18 protein-coding genes are annotated in these 17,942 nt (G+C 47.0%); 10 read left to right on the top strand and 8 right to left on the bottom strand.

Annotated features, from left to right (window positions below):
* Positions 1-37 precede the first annotated feature (37 nt).
* Both V7R88_RS10650 and V7R88_RS10645 read left to right on the top strand, forming a co-directional pair.
* Positions 38-358 carry a thioredoxin family protein gene (locus V7R88_RS10650; protein ID WP_003642657.1) on the top strand — a complete coding sequence of 107 codons (321 nt, stop codon included), beginning with the start codon at positions 38-40 and terminating at the stop codon, positions 356-358.
* Positions 359-521: 163 nt separating this feature from the next.
* Positions 522-1,307, top strand: a complete 786-nt coding sequence (locus tag V7R88_RS10645) for an alpha/beta fold hydrolase (protein ID WP_054397920.1) — start codon at positions 522-524, stop codon at positions 1,305-1,307.
* A 58-nt stretch (positions 1,308-1,365) separates the two neighbouring features.
* Here the strand turns inward: V7R88_RS10645 and V7R88_RS10640 are convergent, their stop codons facing one another.
* The gene (locus V7R88_RS10640; RefSeq protein ID WP_054397919.1) at positions 1,366-1,761 is read right to left on the bottom strand and encodes a hypothetical protein; all 396 of its coding nucleotides are present in this window, start codon (positions 1,759-1,761) and stop codon (positions 1,366-1,368) included.
* Positions 1,762-1,984: 223 nt separating this feature from the next.
* Between V7R88_RS10640 and spxB the strand changes: the two genes are divergently transcribed.
* The 3 genes from spxB (at position 1,985) to V7R88_RS10625 (ending at position 5,317) form a co-directional block, all read left to right on the top strand.
* Positions 1,985-3,742: a pyruvate oxidase gene (gene spxB / locus V7R88_RS10635; RefSeq protein ID WP_003645912.1), complete on the top strand. Its 1,758-nt coding sequence runs from the start codon at positions 1,985-1,987 to the stop codon at positions 3,740-3,742.
* Positions 3,743-4,631: 889 nt separating this feature from the next.
* Positions 4,632-4,946 (top strand): LasU family protein, encoded by a 315-nt coding sequence (locus tag V7R88_RS10630; protein ID WP_054397136.1) that lies wholly within the window; start codon positions 4,632-4,634, stop codon positions 4,944-4,946.
* Positions 4,947-4,960: 14 nt separating this feature from the next.
* Complete coding sequence (locus V7R88_RS10625; protein WP_054397134.1) at positions 4,961-5,317, top strand: DUF6483 family protein; 357 nt, start codon at positions 4,961-4,963, stop codon at positions 5,315-5,317.
* 127 nt (positions 5,318-5,444) lie between these two features.
* Here V7R88_RS10625 and V7R88_RS10620 read toward each other — a convergent pair whose 3' ends face one another.
* Genes V7R88_RS10620 through V7R88_RS10610 form a run of 3 tightly spaced genes read right to left on the bottom strand, consistent with a single transcriptional unit; the run spans position 5,445 to position 8,539 of the window.
* Entirely contained in the window at positions 5,445-6,296 is an 852-nt protein-coding gene (locus V7R88_RS10620; RefSeq protein WP_054397133.1) for a hypothetical protein, read from the bottom strand.
* A gap of 9 nt (positions 6,297-6,305) precedes the next feature.
* Positions 6,306-6,722 (bottom strand): helix-turn-helix domain-containing protein, encoded by a 417-nt coding sequence (locus V7R88_RS10615; protein WP_003642665.1) that lies wholly within the window; start codon positions 6,720-6,722, stop codon positions 6,306-6,308.
* Positions 6,723-6,739: 17 nt separating this feature from the next.
* Entirely contained in the window at positions 6,740-8,539 is a 1,800-nt protein-coding gene (locus V7R88_RS10610) for a M3 family oligoendopeptidase (RefSeq protein WP_338816241.1), read from the bottom strand.
* A 116-nt stretch (positions 8,540-8,655) separates the two neighbouring features.
* Between V7R88_RS10610 and V7R88_RS10605 the strand changes: the two genes are divergently transcribed.
* The gene (locus V7R88_RS10605; RefSeq protein WP_054397128.1) at positions 8,656-9,579 is read left to right on the top strand and encodes an alpha/beta hydrolase; all 924 of its coding nucleotides are present in this window, start codon (positions 8,656-8,658) and stop codon (positions 9,577-9,579) included.
* A 397-nt stretch (positions 9,580-9,976) separates the two neighbouring features.
* Positions 9,977-10,102 carry a hypothetical protein gene (locus V7R88_RS10600; protein ID WP_260356009.1) on the top strand — a complete coding sequence of 42 codons (126 nt, stop codon included), beginning with the start codon at positions 9,977-9,979 and terminating at the stop codon, positions 10,100-10,102.
* A gap of 436 nt (positions 10,103-10,538) precedes the next feature.
* On the opposite strand, the gene V7R88_RS10595 is transcribed toward V7R88_RS10600, so the two are convergent.
* Positions 10,539-10,820: a bacteriocin immunity protein gene (locus V7R88_RS10595; protein WP_003642670.1), complete on the bottom strand. Its 282-nt coding sequence runs from the start codon at positions 10,818-10,820 to the stop codon at positions 10,539-10,541.
* A 186-nt stretch (positions 10,821-11,006) separates the two neighbouring features.
* Between V7R88_RS10595 and V7R88_RS10590 the strand changes: the two genes are divergently transcribed.
* Genes V7R88_RS10590 through V7R88_RS10580 form a run of 3 tightly spaced genes read left to right on the top strand, consistent with a single transcriptional unit; the run spans position 11,007 to position 12,850 of the window.
* On the top strand, positions 11,007-11,396 hold the full coding sequence (locus tag V7R88_RS10590) for a GntR family transcriptional regulator (protein WP_054397126.1): 390 nt from the start codon (positions 11,007-11,009) through the stop codon (positions 11,394-11,396).
* Complete coding sequence (locus V7R88_RS10585; RefSeq protein ID WP_054397124.1) at positions 11,377-12,087, top strand: ABC transporter ATP-binding protein; 711 nt, start codon at positions 11,377-11,379, stop codon at positions 12,085-12,087. Before V7R88_RS10590 ends, V7R88_RS10585 begins: the two co-directional genes overlap by 20 nt.
* Positions 12,077-12,850, top strand: a complete 774-nt coding sequence (locus tag V7R88_RS10580) for a hypothetical protein (protein ID WP_057717448.1) — start codon at positions 12,077-12,079, stop codon at positions 12,848-12,850. Before V7R88_RS10585 ends, V7R88_RS10580 begins: the two co-directional genes overlap by 11 nt.
* Positions 12,851-12,909: 59 nt before the next feature.
* On the opposite strand, the gene V7R88_RS10575 is transcribed toward V7R88_RS10580, so the two are convergent.
* From V7R88_RS10575 to V7R88_RS10565, 3 genes are all read right to left on the bottom strand, one after another.
* Positions 12,910-13,464 carry a cysteine hydrolase family protein gene (locus V7R88_RS10575; protein ID WP_054397120.1) on the bottom strand — a complete coding sequence of 185 codons (555 nt, stop codon included), beginning with the start codon at positions 13,462-13,464 and terminating at the stop codon, positions 12,910-12,912.
* A 424-nt stretch (positions 13,465-13,888) separates the two neighbouring features.
* The gene (locus V7R88_RS10570; RefSeq protein ID WP_054397118.1) at positions 13,889-15,640 is read right to left on the bottom strand and encodes a 1-deoxy-D-xylulose-5-phosphate synthase; all 1,752 of its coding nucleotides are present in this window, start codon (positions 15,638-15,640) and stop codon (positions 13,889-13,891) included.
* Positions 15,641-15,909: 269 nt separating this feature from the next.
* Positions 15,910-17,913 carry a Na+/H+ antiporter gene (locus V7R88_RS10565; RefSeq protein ID WP_054397115.1) on the bottom strand — a complete coding sequence of 668 codons (2,004 nt, stop codon included), beginning with the start codon at positions 17,911-17,913 and terminating at the stop codon, positions 15,910-15,912.
* Positions 17,914-17,942: the final 29 nt, after the last annotated feature.

The following is a 17,942-nucleotide window of genomic DNA, read 5'->3' as shown; positions in this document are numbered from 1 at the left end:
AACTATAGTTATTATAAAGATATTGGAGGCATTTTTCATGGCAACTGCAACTTTAAGCGACGAAGAAATTCGCGAACGTATCAAGACGGGTAAACACATGTTATTCTTTACGGCGGACTGGTGCCCGGATTGCGCTTTCATTAAACCAGTAATGCCCCAAATCGAAGCGAAGTACGACCAATATGACTGGATCACGGTTGATCGTGACGCCAACATTGAAATTGCCCAAGACATGGGTGTGATGGGGATTCCTAGTTTCGTTGGGATTGAAGATGGTCAAGAAATCGGTCGTTATGTCGACAAATTCCGTAAGACCCAAAAGCAAGTTGAAGATTTCTTAGATACACTTGAAAAGTAGTTTTGAATGGCACGTCGTTAGCTGATAACTAACCGTGTTAAAACGAGCCAACCCGAGTGCGTCCATGATGGTTAAGCTTTAACCACGATGGGCGCGTTTGGGTTGGTTTTCGTTTGGGCTTCTGCTACACTATTAACTATTAATTTTGGAAACGGTGATAAACATGACAACAAATTTATTTGAAGATGTGGTGGTGCGGACGACCAAGCTTGGTGACTTGCCCGTACTACATGTGTTTGCAGCGAGTCAAGCACAAACTAAATTACCAACGATCATCGACTACCATGGCTGGACAAACCAAACAGCGACCGAACTGAGCGCGGCCTATCAGTTGGTACGTGCAGGTTTTCGGGTCATCCTTCCGACAGCATATTTACATGGCAGTCGAAATGATGGGACTGATCTCGATCGGCATCCCGAACATTTTTGGTCGATTGTTGGCCATTCAGTTGCGGAATTTCCACAATTAGTCGCGGCCCTAGTAGCTGCTGGAATTAGTGATCCTAATAAAATCGGTGTCATGGGAACTTCGATGGGCGGTATTACCGCGGCCGGCATCATGGCAACACAGCCCACGGTCGTTGCTGGTGTCTCGTTGATTGGTTCACCGGAACCAGTGGCCTTTGCAACCGATCAAGTGGCCCAATTACCAGCGGCATTACAAGCTAAGCTCCCCGCAGAACTAATTGAACAAACTTATCAACAACTGGCGAAGTTTGACTTATCTGAACACCCAGAAGCGCTGGCAGGACGACCAATGTTCTTTTTCAATGGGACGGCCGATCAAATGGTACCTTATCAGTATATTCGTGATTTTAAGCACCGTTTTAAAGATGAGCCAGCCCTGAAGGCAACTGTCTTTAAGCGCGCTGAGGGTGGCGTTCACCACGTCCCTCACAAGATTCAAGAAGCTGCTGTCGCCTTCTTGGAGACCAACATTCTTAAATAATGCACACAGCACCCATATTGTTCATAAAACTGAACAGCATGGGTGCTTTTTATTGCCATCAATACCATAACCGTCGAACACTATGATAGCCTAAATCGCCTAAAAGTAGTGGCTCTGACAGTAACATTAGACAGCCGCGTTCCAGTAAGAAAATCGCGAGATTCATCTCATCATCCCACCGGGCAGCCCGCTCATTGAGCCGACAGTCGTACCTTGAGCTCGCCTTTAGAGCAAGTGAATTCATTTTGAGGGGGTTGTGGCGCAAGCCGGGAACCCGGGTGAGGAGCCAGGGGTAGGCCAGCAGGTAGGAACTGATCAGCCAATAAACAGGGAGATTAAAGGTCAGCTGCCACTGTCCGGTCGGTTTCGCGGTAAGCGCATAGTACGTCATTATTAAAACGGGGAGGGCTGACAGTTCGGCAGTCAGAATATTAATTGCTTTATCTTTCATCATTATTTCACCTTGCCGATTGGTTAGATCAAGCCGATGTATAAGCGGTCAATGTTTTCCAGAACAAACACGATTTCGGGCCAATGTCAGGTCATCGAATTTGGTTAGTTAAGCCAATATTTACAAAATAATGATTGTTTACAATTGAATTTTGAACAATTTGGATGTATCCTAATAATCGTAAATGAAAACGTATACAACAATATTAAAAAAGAAGGCATTTACTATGGCAAAGATGATTGAAGCGTCCGTTGCAATGTTAAAGGTTATTGAAGCTTGGGATGTTAAACAGATTTACGGCTATGCTGGTGGGTCGTTTAACTCAACCATGCACGCGTTGGATGTCGAACAGGAACGACTCCAATATGTGCAAGTCCGTCACGAACAAGTGGGGGCCCTCGCCGCAGCTGCGGATGCTAAGTTGACTGGTAAGATCGGGGTCGCCTTTGGTTCAGCCGGCCCTGGTGCCGTTAACTTACTCAACGGGTTATATGATGCTAAGGAAGATCACGTGCCCGTACTTGCCTTGGTGGGCCAAGTTGCTCACACCAATATGAACTATGATTATTTCCAAGAATTTGCTGAAGAACCAATTTTCAGTGACGTTGCCGTCTTTAATCGGACCGTTATGACCCCAGAAAGTCTACCATACGTTGTTGATAAAGCGATTCGGACGGCTTACCGTGAAAACGGGGTTGCGGTGGTGACGATTCCAAATGATTTCGGCTACGTTGAAATTCCTGATCTTAATTACGATTCAGCCAGTGTCCCTGCTAAACTAACTGGCATTCCTACTATCGATGATGAACAAGTTAAGACGGTGTTAACGATGATCAAGAACGCCAAGTACCCCGTCTTCCACGTTGGTCAGGGGACGCGTGGTGCAACCGAGGACATGATGGCGTTAGCAGAACGGTTGCAAGTACCGATTATTATCACAGGGCTAGCCAAGGGTGTTATTCCTGATAGCTTTGATGGCAACATGGGAAGTGCTTATCGGGCCGCTTCGAAAGCGGCGGATGAACTGATGGGCATTACCGATTTGGTCGTCTCAGTCGGCGCAGATTATTCGTTCGCACAGATTATGTACACGACTCACGACTTCAAATATGTGCAAATTGAACTGGATCCTGGCAAGTTTGGTCGGCACCATCATTTGGATTTCGGCGTCAACGGTGATGCTAAGGTCTTCATCAAACGGGCCTTGGCATTAAGTGAACCGGCGTCACCGTCACCATACTACCAAGCAGCTAAAGCAGACATGGCCGACTGGAAACAGTATTTGAAGAAACTGAGTGAACGAACAACTGATCCACTTGAATACGAACAAGTCTACCAAGAAATCAACCGGGTCGCTGCCGATGATGCGGTCTTCTCAATGGATGTTGGTGACAACACGATTAACAGTTTCCGTTTCCTAAAGATGAATCCCAAGCAAAAATTATTGACCTCAGCACTATTTGCCACGATGGGTGCCGGCGTTCCCGGTGCGATTGCGGCGAAGATGAGTTATCCTGACCGTCAAGCCTTCAACATTGCTGGTGATGGCGCCTTCTCAATGGTCATGCAAGACTTATTGACCGAAGTTAAGTATCACTTGCCAATTTTTAATATTGTCACGTCTAACCAAACGTTGAACTTTATTAAATCAGAACAAGAAGATGTGCCGCAACCATACTATGGTATCGACTTGATTGATGCTGATTTTGCTAAGATAGCTGAAGGAATGGGCGTCAAAGGTATCCGTGTTGAACATTTTGATCAACTGCACGCAGCCTTCGAAACTGCGATGACCGAATTAAAGGCCGGCCGTCCGGTCTTAATTGATGCCAAGATTACTGACAAACGGGGGTTACCAGTTGAAATCCTTGATGTTGATCCAGCCAAGACCTCGGATGCTTCTGTCAGTGCCTTCAAAGAAAAATATGACGCAAACGAATTGAAACCACTAACCAGTTATTTCAAGGAGTTCAACGTCGAATAGTCAGTATGAACGAGCCTGCAATCAATCGATTGCAGGCTTTTTTGTCATGAATCATTGTTTAAAAGATTCCAGTTGGCTAAAATCAAAAGCAGCCAGCTTAGGCCCGCTGGAAACAGGTGCGAGTTAGCGTAAACTTTTTTAGTTGGTTCGTCCTACACCGACCTCCAGGCATTTCTGCCAATTGCCGGAACGTGGTGGGCACAGATTTAAGCCGAAGCCCACGTCTTAAATACTGGCCTTTCACTAACCAAGCAAAGAACGCTTGCTAAGTGAAATTTCACCACTGGGCATTGTCAGAAACGCCTTCCAGTCGGGACAGTATTCGAATGGCAGACATGTGCGTACCCAACTTTTCGCGAATTCGTCATTGTTTTTCATAAACCATAATTTTGTCAATCAACTGTCAGACTGAAAATTATATTGAGATAGCTCACCAATCCTGAATTGGTGTAGTAAGATTTAAGCTCTTGACAGAGTGCTTAATACACCTAACGCTTTGTTTAAAGTTCCAGTATCAAAATAGCGAACGACAAATTGTACCGAGTTCGGCGGTCGTTCATCAGCCATTCGAGCGGGTTCCCGACTGGAGGGGCTGGGTGACAATGCTCAGTAGCCAAATTATTCTTAGTCGGAAGTGAATTTCTTCCGGCTTAGAATAAGACTCGTATTTGAGACCGGGCGGGTTGTGCACGGGCTCAAATCGACGTCGGCTTACGTTCCAGCAATTGTCACCCAGCCCCGGAGGTCGGAATAGGACGAGCACTGGCTGACGAACAGCAATCGAGCCAACTGGAACCTTTTAACAATATTTCGTGCGGAAAAGATTTGGTATTATGCGGATATAATTTGGGGGGCATTTTGCTTGGGCTCGGGGGGGTAAAAGCGGATAATGAAGCTAATTCTAGGGGGAGTGATGAGGATGAAGCGACGGTTGATTGCAGCGCCGACGGGTCTTTTATTGGTGGGATGTCTGATTGGCTGGAGGTTGCAAGCAATGCACCAGCCGATGGGGACGGCTTGGACGGCCTACGCGTTTACGTTATTGATCTTATATACAATTTTGGCGACGTTTATCACTAGTATGGCGGATGCCTATCAGGGAAGGCATGGTCGAACAGTACCGGAAAAACAATTTTACTGGTATATGTGTACGTTATCAGTCATTTTGACAATTTTAGCGATTTATTGGATGGCACATAATTAGGGGGATTAATGCTAATGCAAGATGAAAGTGATTGGTTAATGCGGCAGTTACATGCGTTCGCAACGGGGCTAGGGTACACGCTTAGTCGTCATAAGGGAGGCACAACTGAGGTGGTGTTTCCGCAAGATCAAGCTCAGCCGTTGCCACATCAAATCGAATTGGCACAACTGATTGACAAAAAGGCTTATGCTCAAGCCGCTCAGCGGTTGTTAGCGTTGCAGTTCGCAATGACGGAAGCTGAATTCTTAAAACTTGGGATTTGGTTTTACGCGACGCTTAATCAATTTGACGACCAAAGTCTCGCTGCCGGGGGGATTTCACGAGCATCATTGGTGGCGGGATTAGAACAACTGCAACGATTGAAAATGTGATGCGAAGATTTAGGCAAATTACGAATGAATTTGGCAAAAAGGGGTTTCAGCTATGACGAAAAGGTTAAAAGTCGTGCTCGCAGAATTTAATTCTGAAAGCACGACTTTTAATTTAACGCGTGTTCAATTATCGGACCACATAGACTTGGTCGTGAATCAGGTCGAATGGTCGGAAATGAGCATTTAACTTGGTAACGGCCTCGTTCTCTTGATAATTAGCGTGGTCCCAAAATTGTTTGGAACCCGTGGCGCCGTATTTTTCGCCAATGACAATCAATGGGATATCGTAAGGACTTTGCCGCATAGCTTGTAACAAGTCCCAATCAATAGTCAATTTGTCCGGTGACCAGGCCATAATGACGTATTTAATAGTTGCGGCGTACTTATTGAAGGCACTGACGGCATCCAACGCTTCAATCGTCGTGACTGGGTGGCGTCCCGTCTGATTGCCAGTTTCGTGTGTCCAGTCCTTTGAATCCGTGGTATAAATTGGCTGACCAGGATGGAGACGTTTGAGGCCCTTGGAAATATAGCCGTTACCGGCCATGACTTCCAGAACTGGCGCGCTGCCGGTGAAGTCAGCTAGGTCTTTCAGGAATGGTGCACTGATGTAGGCCCACATCCCGTACTGATCTTCGATATAGTCTCGAAAGTTGCGTAGAAGTTGGTCAACTTTTGGGAGAGCGGCTGATAGTTGGTTCCAAGCTGCATCACCAGCAGGATCACCCATGGCATATTGCTGATTGATGCGCTCAAAGAGATGGTCCTGAAAATCATCAGGGACTTCTAAGACTGGCAATTGTTGGGGAGCTAAGCCGGCTGCCAGCAAGCGGTCACTTTCCAAGACATTATTGATCAGTACTAGAATTTGGGGATCATCCTTAAATAAGTCGCGGTACTTCATTAACTGTTGAATATACGGGGCACCGGCTTGCTTTTTGACCCGCTTTTTTAATTGTTTTAACTTCTTGGGATTCATAAAAAACTCCTAGTCATCAAAGTGTAAGTCTAATTCTTCTTGGCCGGTCGCATCCGTTGAAACTCGATGCTGGCGACCATGTAAGTAACCATCCATCAACTGAAACAGTTCATAGCGGTCTTCACTGGATAATTGTTCTTGATTAAACGTCAACGGCTTGCCCGATAAAAAGATGCGACCGAGGTCATACTCTTCTTGGTCTGATTTACCTGACAAGTAATCGGTCGTGACGTTGAAAAATTCGGCTAATTTACGAACTTCTAGGTAGGACGGGGTCCGTAAGTCCCGCTCCCAGTTACCGATTTGAGCCGCGGTATTTTGACGAGTCGTCTTGTCTGCGGTCGGCATTTGATTGAGGGCCGCCGCGAGTTGAGCGAGGGTCATTTTTTGCCCCCGACGTAGTGCTCTTAAACGTTCTGGAAACATGTGCTCACTTCCATTCCTTAGATTAACGGTGCGGATAACGCCATGAATTCATCGATATCCCGCTTGATCAAAGCCACACCAGCTTGCCAGAAGGCCGGCTTGGTCAAATCAACACCGAGGTGCTTGGCAGCTAGGGCTTCGGTCGACATGTTGGCGGTGTCTCGCAATAGGGCAATGTAGCGGTCTTCAAAGTCCGATTGTGTTTTAGCCTGAGCATAGATACCGAGACTGAAAAGATAGCCAAATGTGTATGGGAAGTTATAAAACGGGACGTCGTCAATGTAAAAGTGCAACTTGCTAGCCCAAAACATCGGGTGGTAAGTATTTAAGGCATTACCATAGGCTTCTTTTTGGGCGGTTAGCATCAAGTCTGACAAAGTGTCAGGGGTGACGATCCCGTGCTGACGGGCGGTATAGAAGCGCGTCTCAAACAGGAAGCGAGCTCGAATATCCAGAAACATGGCTAACGGATTTTGCATTTTAGCATCCAATAAAGTTAATTTGGTTTTGGCATCATCGGCCGCTTTGACACTGGCGTCAGCGACAATCAGTTCGGCGAATGTTGAGGCGGTTTCGGCCACGTTCATCGCGTAATCCTGACGCCAAAGTGGTAGATCTTGAATGACGCTGCCATGAAAGGCGTGCCCTAACTCGTGAGCGAGGGTGGCGGTGTCGTTAGGTGAACCCGTAAACATCATGAAAATTCGGGATTCGTGGGTCTCTGGTAGATTTTCCATATAGCCACCAGGCCGCTTATTAGGGCGATTCTCAGCTTCAACCCAACGATGTTCAAGGGCGTGTTGGGCTAAAGCGCCCATCTTTGGACTAAATTGGCGAAAGTTGTTAATGACAAAATCGGCAGCTTGGTCGTAAGTTTGGCTAGGAAGTTGTCCCAAGGTTAGTGGGGCTTCAATATCTTGCCAATCTAGTTGATCTTTACCGAGTAACTGGGCCTTACGCTTCAGGTAACTTAGTAAAATGTCCTTGCTGTCAGCGACAACTTGGTACATTGTGTCTAGTGTCGCTTGACTCATGCGGTTGAGTTCTAGTGGTTTCTGCAGGAAGTTCGTCGTACCATGCGCACGATAATTGGCAAGTCGGAAGCCCGCCAAGTGGTTCAACGTATCAGCAAAGGGAGCGGCGTGAGTTTGCCAAGCGTGCTCCCAGTTGCGCATTAATTCGGCGCGTTGGGCGTTCGGCATGGCGGCTGCTAACATGTTTTGAGCTTGACCCGCGGATAGTTGCTGGGTTATCCCGTTTTCATCGGTATAGGGCACTTGAATTTGGCTAACTAACGTGTCGTAGTGGTCACTCCAACCCTGAAAACCGTCGAGTGCTAAGTCATTGATTAGGGCTTCAGTGTCGTCATCTAGGAGCGCTAAGCCTTGCTGGCGCATTTCGGTTAAGTTAAAGGCGATGGCTTGTAGTGCCGGTTGTTGCACGAGCGAGTCAAAGGTGTCTTGATCTAACTTAACGAGTTGCTTCTTGAAGCGGGTTAATAGATTGCTTAACTGATTGTCAAGTTGATAAATTTGGTTCAGTAGTGGGGCGGCTTTGGTGTCGTCCGCATGTGCGGATTGATAAGCAACCACGAAAACGGTAGCTTGGTCAATACCGGCTTGAATGGCTTGCAGACTGTTGACGAGTTGGGTAAACCAGTCGGCGTCTGGTGTGTCAGCGGCAGCACGCCAGTGAACTAAGGTGTCTGCTGTCGCGGTCAACTGCTGTTTAATCGTGGACATTTTTGCAGTTAGTGCTGGGGAATCAATGCCGCCAGCAAAGATACTGTCCAAATCCCACGTTTCGGAATAGTGCATAAAAAGAAGCCTCCTCAGTCTGGTCTAGTTATCTTTAATTATAACGGTTATTATGAAGTAGTGGCGAAATTTTCCCGCTCAAAACAGATTTTTGTCTCATCAAGGAGTGAATTTTAATGAAAAAATGGTGGATCACACTGGGGGTACTCGTTGTTCTGTTAGCGGGAGCTGTGATTGGTGCTGGTAGTTATTTTTATCACGTCGCAATTGCCCGTGGCGATAAGTCATTTGTTACGCAGAGTACAAAGCTATCGAAAAAAAGTTCGGTTTATCACCAAAAGTATTGGTATTTACATGCACGTAAGCAAACTTGGACTATTGAGTCATCGGATCATTTACGGTTGGTTGCTTGGTATATTCCAGTTAAAAATTCTAAGAAGACCGTTGTTTTGGCACACGGATTTGCTGGGAATAAGGGTTTGATGGGTGCGTGGGCGGGGATGTATCATGAACTCGGCTACAACGTGCTGGTTCCTGATTCCCGAGCAAGTGGTGCGAGCCAGGGAAAAGCGGTTGGCTACGGCTGGCTGGAGCGCCGCGACGACTTGCAGTGGGCTAAAACCGTCGTACATAGAACGGCCACAACTCAAATCGTGATGAGCGGTATCAGTATGGGGGCAGCCGGGATGACGATGGCCAGTGGTGAACGGCAGTTGCCGCAGATCAAAGCATACGTCGTCGATAGTCCGTTTACGAGTGCTGATGCGATTATCAGCTATCAAGCGGGGCAACTCTATCACCTCCCCGCATTTCCGTTGGTCAACGTAACCAGTCTGATTACTAAATTGCGTGCAGGTTATAGTTTCAAAGAGGCGGATGCCGTCGCCCAGATTCGCAAAAACCGCTTGCCAATCATGATTATCAGCGGCACCCGGGATGATTTTGTCCCGACGAGCATGGGCAAGACGCTGTACCGCAACGCCCACCAGCCCAAATCCTTGTGGTTAGTGAAGGGAGCCGGCCACACCACGGCCATCAACCAGAATTACCAACGCTACAAACAGCACGTCGCCGCATTCTTGTCACAATATGTACAGTAACGCCAGCTTGCTTGAACTAGCGCTGATTTGTCATGAATCATGATATTAAGAGGACGTTTGTCTGATCCCTGTTCGTCAGCAATGATCGTCCTATTCCGACCTCCGGGGCTGGGTGACAATTGCTGGAACGTAAGCCGACATCGATTTGAGCTAACGCACAATCCGCGTCATCTCAAATACGAGTCTTATTCTAAGCCGGAAGAAAATCACTTCCGACTAAGAATAATTTGGCTACTGAGCATTGTCACCCAGCCCCTCCAGTCTCTAGAGTGTGAGGGGCCACGGGTTGAAGCTGAGCATTGCTACGCCAACGGATTAATGCGGTCTTGGCATTCGTCCGTTGGCGTAGCAAGCACAGGCTTCAGTGGCACCGAGCACGTTTCGGTAAGCCGCTCGAATGGCAGATGAACGGCCACTTAACTTGGTGCAATTGGTCGTTGGCTATTTTAACACGGGAACTTTAAGTACAATATCAGGATGTATTCTCTACTTTGTCGAAACGTTCAATTATTATGACTGGTGATTCCGAAATAGTGAGCTATCACAATATCACTTTCAGTCTGACAGTTGATTGACAAATTACTGTTTGTAAAAAAATGACAAGTCCACCAAATGTTGAGTACGCACGTGTCTGCCATTCGAATACCATCCCGACTGGAAGGCGTTTCTGACAATGCCCAGTGGTGAAATTTCACTTAGCAAGCGTTTTTTGCTTGGTTAGTGAAAGGCCAGTATTTAAGACGTGGGCTTCGGCTTAAATCTGTGCCCACCACGTTCCGGCAATTGGCAGAAATGCCTGGAAGTCGGCGTAGGACGAACCAAGCAAAAAAGTTTACGCTAACTCGAACCTTTTTCCAGCGGGCCTAAGCTGGCTGCATTTGACCTCGAAGGTTAGCCTCTTAATATCACAAAAGCTCCCAAACCAATTCGATTTGGGAGCTTTTGTGATATTAAGATAATTATGCCCGGTATGGGACCTGGCAAGGTACGTCGACGCCATCTTTGAGTGTGATCAGGTATAACTGGTCAAGCACGGCGGGACCCTGTGAATGGCGAGCTCCCCAAGTGGTTAGCAATTGGTTGAGGCGGCTAGCGACTTGATGGTGGTCGGCAACACAGTCTAGGTCTTGTGCGGCCTTAGCTAAGGCTTGTTGTAATTCGGGAATTGCGCGTACTTCGGGGTCACTATAAGCAACATCGATGGCGCGAATTAACGCAATGGCGTTTTCGTTTTTTAACATGCTACCATCCCTCTCCTGTGATGTGGCAAACTAGGCCACGTCCTAACTCAAGTATAGCGCTCCTGAATTGAGATTCAAGCCACAAATGTAACCGCTGTCATAAGTGACGGTGGGTCAGCATTGTACTTTTGGTATGAGTTGTGTTACATTGTAATAGCGAAATAGGACACTAAGGAGGCCGTTAAATTGAAATTTGATGACAAGGTTCCGATTTATTATCAAATCAAACAGTATATTTATCATAAAATGATTGACGGAACGTTACCACCAGGGACTAAGTTGCCCGCGGTGCGGCAGCTTGCATTGGACTTGACTGTCAATGTCAATACGGTTCAACGAGCACTCAGTGAGATGATTACGGAAGGCACTCTGACGTCCCAACGAGGTAAGGGGAATTTCGTAACGGAAGATCAGGCGCATATTATGCAATTGAGAACTACACTGGTGAACGAGCAGCTAACTTTGACGTATGATCAGTTGCACGCACTAAATTTAAGTGACGCCGAGATCGTGGCGAGCCTGCAACGCTACATTGCCCAACGAGAGGAGCACAATCATGACAGCATTGACGATTAAGGATTTACGATATAAGCATAACCAGCGGTTGATTTTACAAAATGTTCAACTCACCCTGGCACCCGGTAAGATTGTCGGGTTATTAGGTGAAAATGGGGCGGGTAAAACGACCTTGATGCGACTCATTACGGGAAGTGCTAAGGGTCAGGGCAGTATTGTGATCAATGACGCGACAACTGCCGTAGCCCGTAAGCAGCAGGTGAGTTTCACGGATCATTTAGCAGGCTTTAGTGCCGGCATGAAATTGCAACAAATCGCGCAATTCTATCAGTTGGTATATCCTGATTTTGATGCCGAGCGTTATCAAGAATTGGTCGATTTTCTAGAACTCAACCAACAACAAAAGCTGGGCGAGTTGTCTAAAGGGACCCGTGAGAAATTAATCATTGCGTTGACCCTGAGTCGCAAGGTGGCCTTGTACTTATTAGATGAGCCGTTTAGCGGGATCGACAGTATGAGCCGTAAAAAAATTATTAACAGTATTATCAAGTGGACGCCCGCCGAAGCGACATTATTGATTAGTGATCACTATGTCACTGAAATTGCGCCGATTCTTGATGAAATCGTGGTCGTTAAGGACCAAACAATTATTGTTCATCAGGGTGCGGATGAGATTCGCGATGAACACGGCATGGAACTTGAAGATTATTATGAGAGTTTATATATGGGAGGTGTGACGGATGACAAGTAGTTGGTCACTATTTAAGGCCCTCAGTTGGCCACGCTTTAAACAAATGAATTTAGTGATTGGTATCGAAGCTTTAGCGGTGATTGTTACTAGTCTGTGGACGGCTATCAAAGGGAATTTCACGTCTGCGACATTATTCTACAATTTATGTGCGTGGATGGCGTTACCTTTAATCGTTGGGTTTATCTTATTAGCAGTTTCAAATGAAAAATTCTTCCGGGCGGGGACGTTCTGGTTATTGCCAATTAGCGATTGGCGGCGCTATACGATTAATTTAGTTGTTTCGTTGGTCAATATTGTTTATGTCTGGCTGGTTCAAGTTATTTTGTTCAGTTTAACACTGTGGATTGGTTGGAATGAGCTGATGGGGGGCTTGACGTCAGCGTCGATGTTCTTTAGTCAGTTTGATGTGGGTGGTGCCGTGCGATTCGCTCTCGGGACGCTACTGGTCTTAGTTCTTGTGACGGTTCTGATTTGGAGCACGATAACGCTTTGCCATTTTGTTACGAATGCGACCAAGGGCTTTTTACCACGATTTCGGCAACAGTTCGTCAATGTGATTATCACGGTGGTGGTCATTTACGTGGCTTTCCGCTTAGCTAATTTGTTGATTGGCATGGTCAGCTTTCTCTCCAGTCAGCTAGTCAACCAGGGACAAATCGATTCTTTATGGGTCGGTAGTCTCGTCATGTTGGCAGTTATCTTAGTTGAAGGTGTGTTGAATACCTTGATATTGCAAAAATGGGTTGAGCCAACCTTGAATTAATTTAGTAATCCTAAAAAATCACTCATTCGTATTGAATGAGTGATTTTTATTGCGCATTTTTAAATGATAGTTGCGCCTAAACTGTTTTTGAAGTGACGTAACGCCCATTCGTGGCCGGCGGCGTCAAAGCTGGCGACAGCGTCCTGATGAATGACCAGCTGATAACCCAAATTATAGGCGTCAACGGCCGTGTGGAGAACACAAATATCGGTGCAGACCCCGACCAAGTGCAGGGTGTCAACATGGCGTTCACGCAGACGTAAATCCAGATCAGTGCCCGCAAATGAACTGTAACGCGTCTTGTCGAATGCCCAAACATTATCGGCGGCTTGATGATCAGCGTACCAATCCTTCAGCGGCCCATAGAGTTCTCGCCCCCAGGTATCCCGAACGTTATGGGGTGGAAACAACTTGCTTTCGGGATGATAAGGATCGTGGGGGGTGTGAACATCAGTTGGCAATAAGACCCAGTCGCCTGCCGCAGTCATTTGATCGGCGAGTTGGACAATCGTTGGTGCGAGCGCTTGGCCGGGTTGCCCACAAGTGAGTGCCCCGTCGTCAGCGACGAAATCATTCGTGTAGTCAATAATTAGTAAGGCTTGGTGACTTGCCATAATAAAGGCCTCCAATATTAGGTTTAAGATTGATTTTACTGTAAACAACTCTGATGGGACTGTCAATTGTTTAGCTAGCGTCGAACCAACGGAATAATTATATTAATGAGATTTGGGACTGTGATGACAGTCGCTCGCCGCAAGTTACTGTCGCATAATAAAATATTACTAATATTTGGTCACGATGGCACTGTCAGGTGGCATAAAGCATTGGTCCACTAGTAAATTGCGGTCGCTTGGTCACTCGTTGATTCAAGCCGAAGCTGCCCGTTTGGTTTGCTTGGCGAATGTGCTGATAATGAATGGTCGCTTGGATTATTCGTTTATCCAATACCAAAGGACCGGCCAGCATACTGTCGATTAAGACAAGCAGTTGGCCGGTCCTTTTTATGAGTTGATGACAGCTGAAGTGCTGAGTGGCTGGTTATTCTGCCAACTGGTCAGTAATTGCCGTGACAATTTGGTCAGGAGTCAGTTTAAATTCATGCCGTAGTTCATCAGTTGTTTCGCGGTCGTTAAAGCGCTTGGCAGCACCAAAGTTCAGAACGCGCATGGCACTGTTGCCGTAGTAGCGACTGACTTTCTCACCAAAACCACCGCTGAGACTGGCTTCCTCAACCGTGACAACTAACTGATGGTTGGCCTTTAAGTTAGCCAAAGTTGTCGTATCAGGGTCAGAAATGTCCCGAGGGTCAATGAGGGTCGCGTCAATGTGTTGCTCAGTTAATTGGTGTTGCACGGCTGTTGCTAAGGGGAGGAGACTGCCGACACCGAGTAAGGCAACTTGCTGACCAGCGTGTAAAGTGTGCATCTTAGTTGCGTCAAAATCAGACGCTAGCGGTGCTGACTGGACGTCATTACTTGGTACCCGGATGGCCACCGGACCGTTATTTTGATGGAGGGCCCAGTGCATCATGGCCTGAAGTTCTTCCTTGGTCGTTGGTGCTAAGTAAGTTAAGTTAGGAATATTACTGAGCATGGCAACGTCAAAGATACCTTGATGAGTTGGATCGCCTGCGTTAATGCGGCCACCGGCAACCATGATCGTAACGGGCAATTTATTGATGCCAAGATCATGGGATAATTGATCATAGGCCCGTTGCAAGAAGGTACCAGAATGGAAGACGATTGGCCGTAAGCCTTGTTGGGCCTGTCCGGCAGCAAATGTAATCGATTCTTGTTCGGCAATGCCGACATCAAAGTACCGGTCTGGATATTGGCGAGCAAAACGTTTGAGGTCATAAGTTCCTGGAACAGCCGCTGTAATTGCCGTGATAGGCGTCTTGGCTGCTAACTCATCGGCTAGCGTGGCATGAATGACATCCGTATACTTTTCCTTAGTGTTGGGGTGCAACGTCTGACCGGTCGTGAGGTCAAACGGGACGTGCCAGTGGAAAGCTTCTTTATTAGTGATTGCGGGTTGATAACCGTGGCCCTTCTCGGTATGGACGTGTAACACGATCGGGTGGTCGATATCCTTAATTTCCTTAAAAGTCGTGAGCATGGTCTCAAGGTCGTCGCCATTATCAACGTAGCGGTAATCGAGGCCAAAATCTTTGAACAAGTTATGGGAACTCGTGCCGTTAGTTTCACGAAGTTCACGGAGATTTTGGTAAATGCCACCATGGTCTTCTGCAATCGCCATACCATTATCGTTAACCAGAATAATGAGGTTAGACTTTAAGGTGGCCGCGATGTTTAGACCTTCTAAGGCTAAACCACCGGATAATGAGCCGTCACCAATCACTGCCATGACATTGCCGGATTTGCCCTCAAGGTCACGAGCAACGGCCATGCCAGTTGCCAAGGCGATCGAGGTTGAAGTATGACCGATATTGAAATAATCGTGGGGGCTTTCTTCTGGGGCTGTGTAGCCGCTGACATCGTCATAATGGGCGGGATCAAGCCAAGCTTGCTTGCGGCCTGTCAGAATTTTGTGCGTGTAGGATTGGTGTGAAACATCCCATACAACCTTATCAACCGGTGAATTAAAGATGGTATGAAAGGCAATGGTTAATTCGACTACGCCCAAGTTAGGGCCAACGTGACCACCAGTTTGACTAACTTTATTGAGTAAGACGTGGCGTAATTCGCTCGCGAGTTGGGTTAATTCCGGCAAGGATAATTGTTTCAGATCAGCCGGCTGATCAATACGTGCTAAAATCGGTGTTTCCATTATCTATCGCTCACTTTCTCATTCGTGAATACTTTTATAGATTAGCACCTTAGAGCCACTCTAAGACAAGTGTTTTGTTTTAAAAATATCATAAAAAATGACGCCGACAAGTTGTCAGGCGTCATTAGGTTACCATGGTCACGAGATTGGGGGCTAGTTGCGATGCATCGTCGGCAGTTCGACCAATGGTATAGCTTTATTGTAACCGAATTTGGTGTCCAAATGGGGGTAAGGACAGTTGGTCACGTTATTGACATTACTAAACCGCTTTAGTCGGTATTGATCGATTGCAAGTAGACTAACTGGTCCGTTGAAATTTGTTCATAGAGTTGGTTTCCAAGTTCGGAACTGAACGTTTGATTGGCCAATTGTGTTTGTATAAAGTTATATTCCAACTGGAACGCTTCGATCAGAAGCTCATTTTGAGTGTCTTGGAAATCCCGTTCGCCAGATAGACGGCGATGACGCTCATCATAGGCACGGCGGACGATCCCGATAGCTTGCTGATTGTCAGCAGTAATCGTGTCGGCTAAATAGGCTAACACGGCCTCATACGGTTTTTGTTCGATTTGGCGCATTTGTTGCCACATTTGCCGATTACGAGTCAAGAGTTCAGCACGACTCTGACCACCATGGGGCCGGTATTGTCGAAACATTTTGCGGCGGGCGCGAGCTTTTTTGCTGAGCGACCACTTGCTGATTGTGAACCGGAAGATCAATCTAAAGCGTTCGAAAAAGGTTTGTTGGTTCTGCAGACGTGTTTGACTAGCCACCCGCATGTATTTCTCGGCGGCATGGGGCGTGATCTCATTGTCGGCCACCATTTGGTCAATCGTCGCTTGCTCAATTTCAAACGTGTCGTTGAATAGACTTGCCAGTTGCGAACGCTTCGGCCGGCCGTCCAGCACTCGCTGGCCCGAAAGAATGGCAACAACTTTGCTTGTGTTAGCGTTGTTGCCATGACGGGCTTGCATGATGTCAATCGCGTGGGTCACCATGTCAGCTTTGGCGGTAGCCAATTCGTCTTCAGTAACCTTAATGGCTTGTTTAGGTAACATCAGTGGCAGCAAGATGGTCGGTACCAACAAACTTGTGAGAATCACCACCGCGGCAACGAAGATAATGTCATTGCGGTAGGGAAAAGTACTGCCATTGAGTGTTAGTGGTAATGAGAAGGCCATCGCCAATGTAATCGTGCCGTGGACGCCGCTCAAGCCCATGACAAATGCGTTACGGGTCTTTTCATGCTCATCCCACGCGCGAATGCGGGCTAAGTCGAAACGCGTCCAGAGAAAACGCGCGAACGTCATGATGAGGTAGAGTAAGATCCCCAGGCCAATTAATACCGCCACTGACCCCGTATCACGTTGTTGTAAATGATTGATGACGCTTGGCAACGAAACGCCGAGCAATACAAAGACGATTCCGTTCAAAATACTCGCAACAATTGACCAGGTCGTCGTCATGACGATTTGTAAGCGCGACGTGGTCAGGCGTAATTGATTGGATTGGACACCATGGATGAGCCCGGTGGCAACAACGGCTAGAATGCCGGAAACCCCTAATGATTCAGCTAAGAAGTAGACGACGAACGGTGTCAGCAATGTATAAGGAACAATCACAGACGGGGCGTCGACCCGCATGCGAATGAGCATAATCCTGACCGCGACAATGACGTATCCGATAATTAGACCGACGATAATCCCACCAACAAAGACGTATAAAAAGTTGGTGATGCCATGCCAGACTGAAAATTTACCGGTAATAATCGCAGCAATCGCTAAGTTAAAGGCCACGATTCCGGAAGCGTCATTGAACAGTGATTCATTTTCAAGGGTCGTCATGACCTCACCTGGAATCGCAACTTTAGTCGTAATCGATGAGACCGCGACGGCATCGGTCGGCGTAATGATCGCGCCAAGAGCAAAAGCGAGTGCCAGCGAAAACTCGGGAATCAGTAAGTGAGTGACCGTACCAACAATTAGGATGGTCACGATGGCTAACACTACCGCAAGTGACAGGGTCGTGCCAAACTGGTGACTGAGCTTGCGAATATTGGTGTTCTGGCCATCGTTAAACATTAAAATCGAAATAATAACGAATAGGAAAATTTCAGGCTCCAATTCAAAATTTCGATACAACGGAACCAGAGACAGGATTAATCCAGCCCCAATTTGTAAAAAGGCGACTGGAATTTGATTAAAACGTGCGTAGACGGCGTTAGCGAGAACGACTGCCGCCACGAGTAGTAAGACTAAGAAAACGGTTTGCACACCAAATTTCCTCCTAGATTTAGTAAAGT

The organism is Lactiplantibacillus argentoratensis (genome assembly GCF_037290055.1).
GTDB lineage: Bacteria > Bacillota > Bacilli > Lactobacillales > Lactobacillaceae > Lactiplantibacillus > Lactiplantibacillus plantarum.
Note: the sequence above shows the minus strand (reverse complement) of the source record. Positions and strands in the feature narration are given on the sequence as shown.

Coding starts and splice junctions, on each gene's coding strand:
- V7R88_RS10570 (WP_054397118.1), bottom strand. CDS start 15,640: ATGGAAACACCGATTTTAGCACGTATTGATCAGCCGGCTGATCTGAAA.
- V7R88_RS10585 (WP_054397124.1), top strand. CDS start 11,377: ATGACAGCATTGACGATTAAGGATTTACGATATAAGCATAACCAGCGG.
- V7R88_RS10625 (WP_054397134.1), top strand. CDS start 4,961: ATGCAAGATGAAAGTGATTGGTTAATGCGGCAGTTACATGCGTTCGCA.
- V7R88_RS10605 (WP_054397128.1), top strand. CDS start 8,656: ATGAAAAAATGGTGGATCACACTGGGGGTACTCGTTGTTCTGTTAGCG.
- V7R88_RS10580 (WP_057717448.1), top strand. CDS start 12,077: ATGACAAGTAGTTGGTCACTATTTAAGGCCCTCAGTTGGCCACGCTTT.
- V7R88_RS10615 (WP_003642665.1), bottom strand. CDS start 6,722: ATGTTTCCAGAACGTTTAAGAGCACTACGTCGGGGGCAAAAAATGACC.
- V7R88_RS10645 (WP_054397920.1), top strand. CDS start 522: ATGACAACAAATTTATTTGAAGATGTGGTGGTGCGGACGACCAAGCTT.
- V7R88_RS10610 (WP_338816241.1), bottom strand. CDS start 8,539: ATGCACTATTCCGAAACGTGGGATTTGGACAGTATCTTTGCTGGCGGC.
- V7R88_RS10640 (WP_054397919.1), bottom strand. CDS start 1,761: ATGATGAAAGATAAAGCAATTAATATTCTGACTGCCGAACTGTCAGCC.
- V7R88_RS10630 (WP_054397136.1), top strand. CDS start 4,632: ATGAAGCTAATTCTAGGGGGAGTGATGAGGATGAAGCGACGGTTGATT.
- V7R88_RS10575 (WP_054397120.1), bottom strand. CDS start 13,464: ATGGCAAGTCACCAAGCCTTACTAATTATTGACTACACGAATGATTTC.
- V7R88_RS10600 (WP_260356009.1), top strand. CDS start 9,977: ATGGCAGATGAACGGCCACTTAACTTGGTGCAATTGGTCGTTGGCTAT.
- V7R88_RS10595 (WP_003642670.1), bottom strand. CDS start 10,820: ATGTTAAAAAACGAAAACGCCATTGCGTTAATTCGCGCCATCGATGTT.
- V7R88_RS10620 (WP_054397133.1), bottom strand. CDS start 6,296: ATGAATCCCAAGAAGTTAAAACAATTAAAAAAGCGGGTCAAAAAGCAA.
- spxB (WP_003645912.1), top strand. CDS start 1,985: ATGGCAAAGATGATTGAAGCGTCCGTTGCAATGTTAAAGGTTATTGAA.
- V7R88_RS10650 (WP_003642657.1), top strand. CDS start 38: ATGGCAACTGCAACTTTAAGCGACGAAGAAATTCGCGAACGTATCAAG.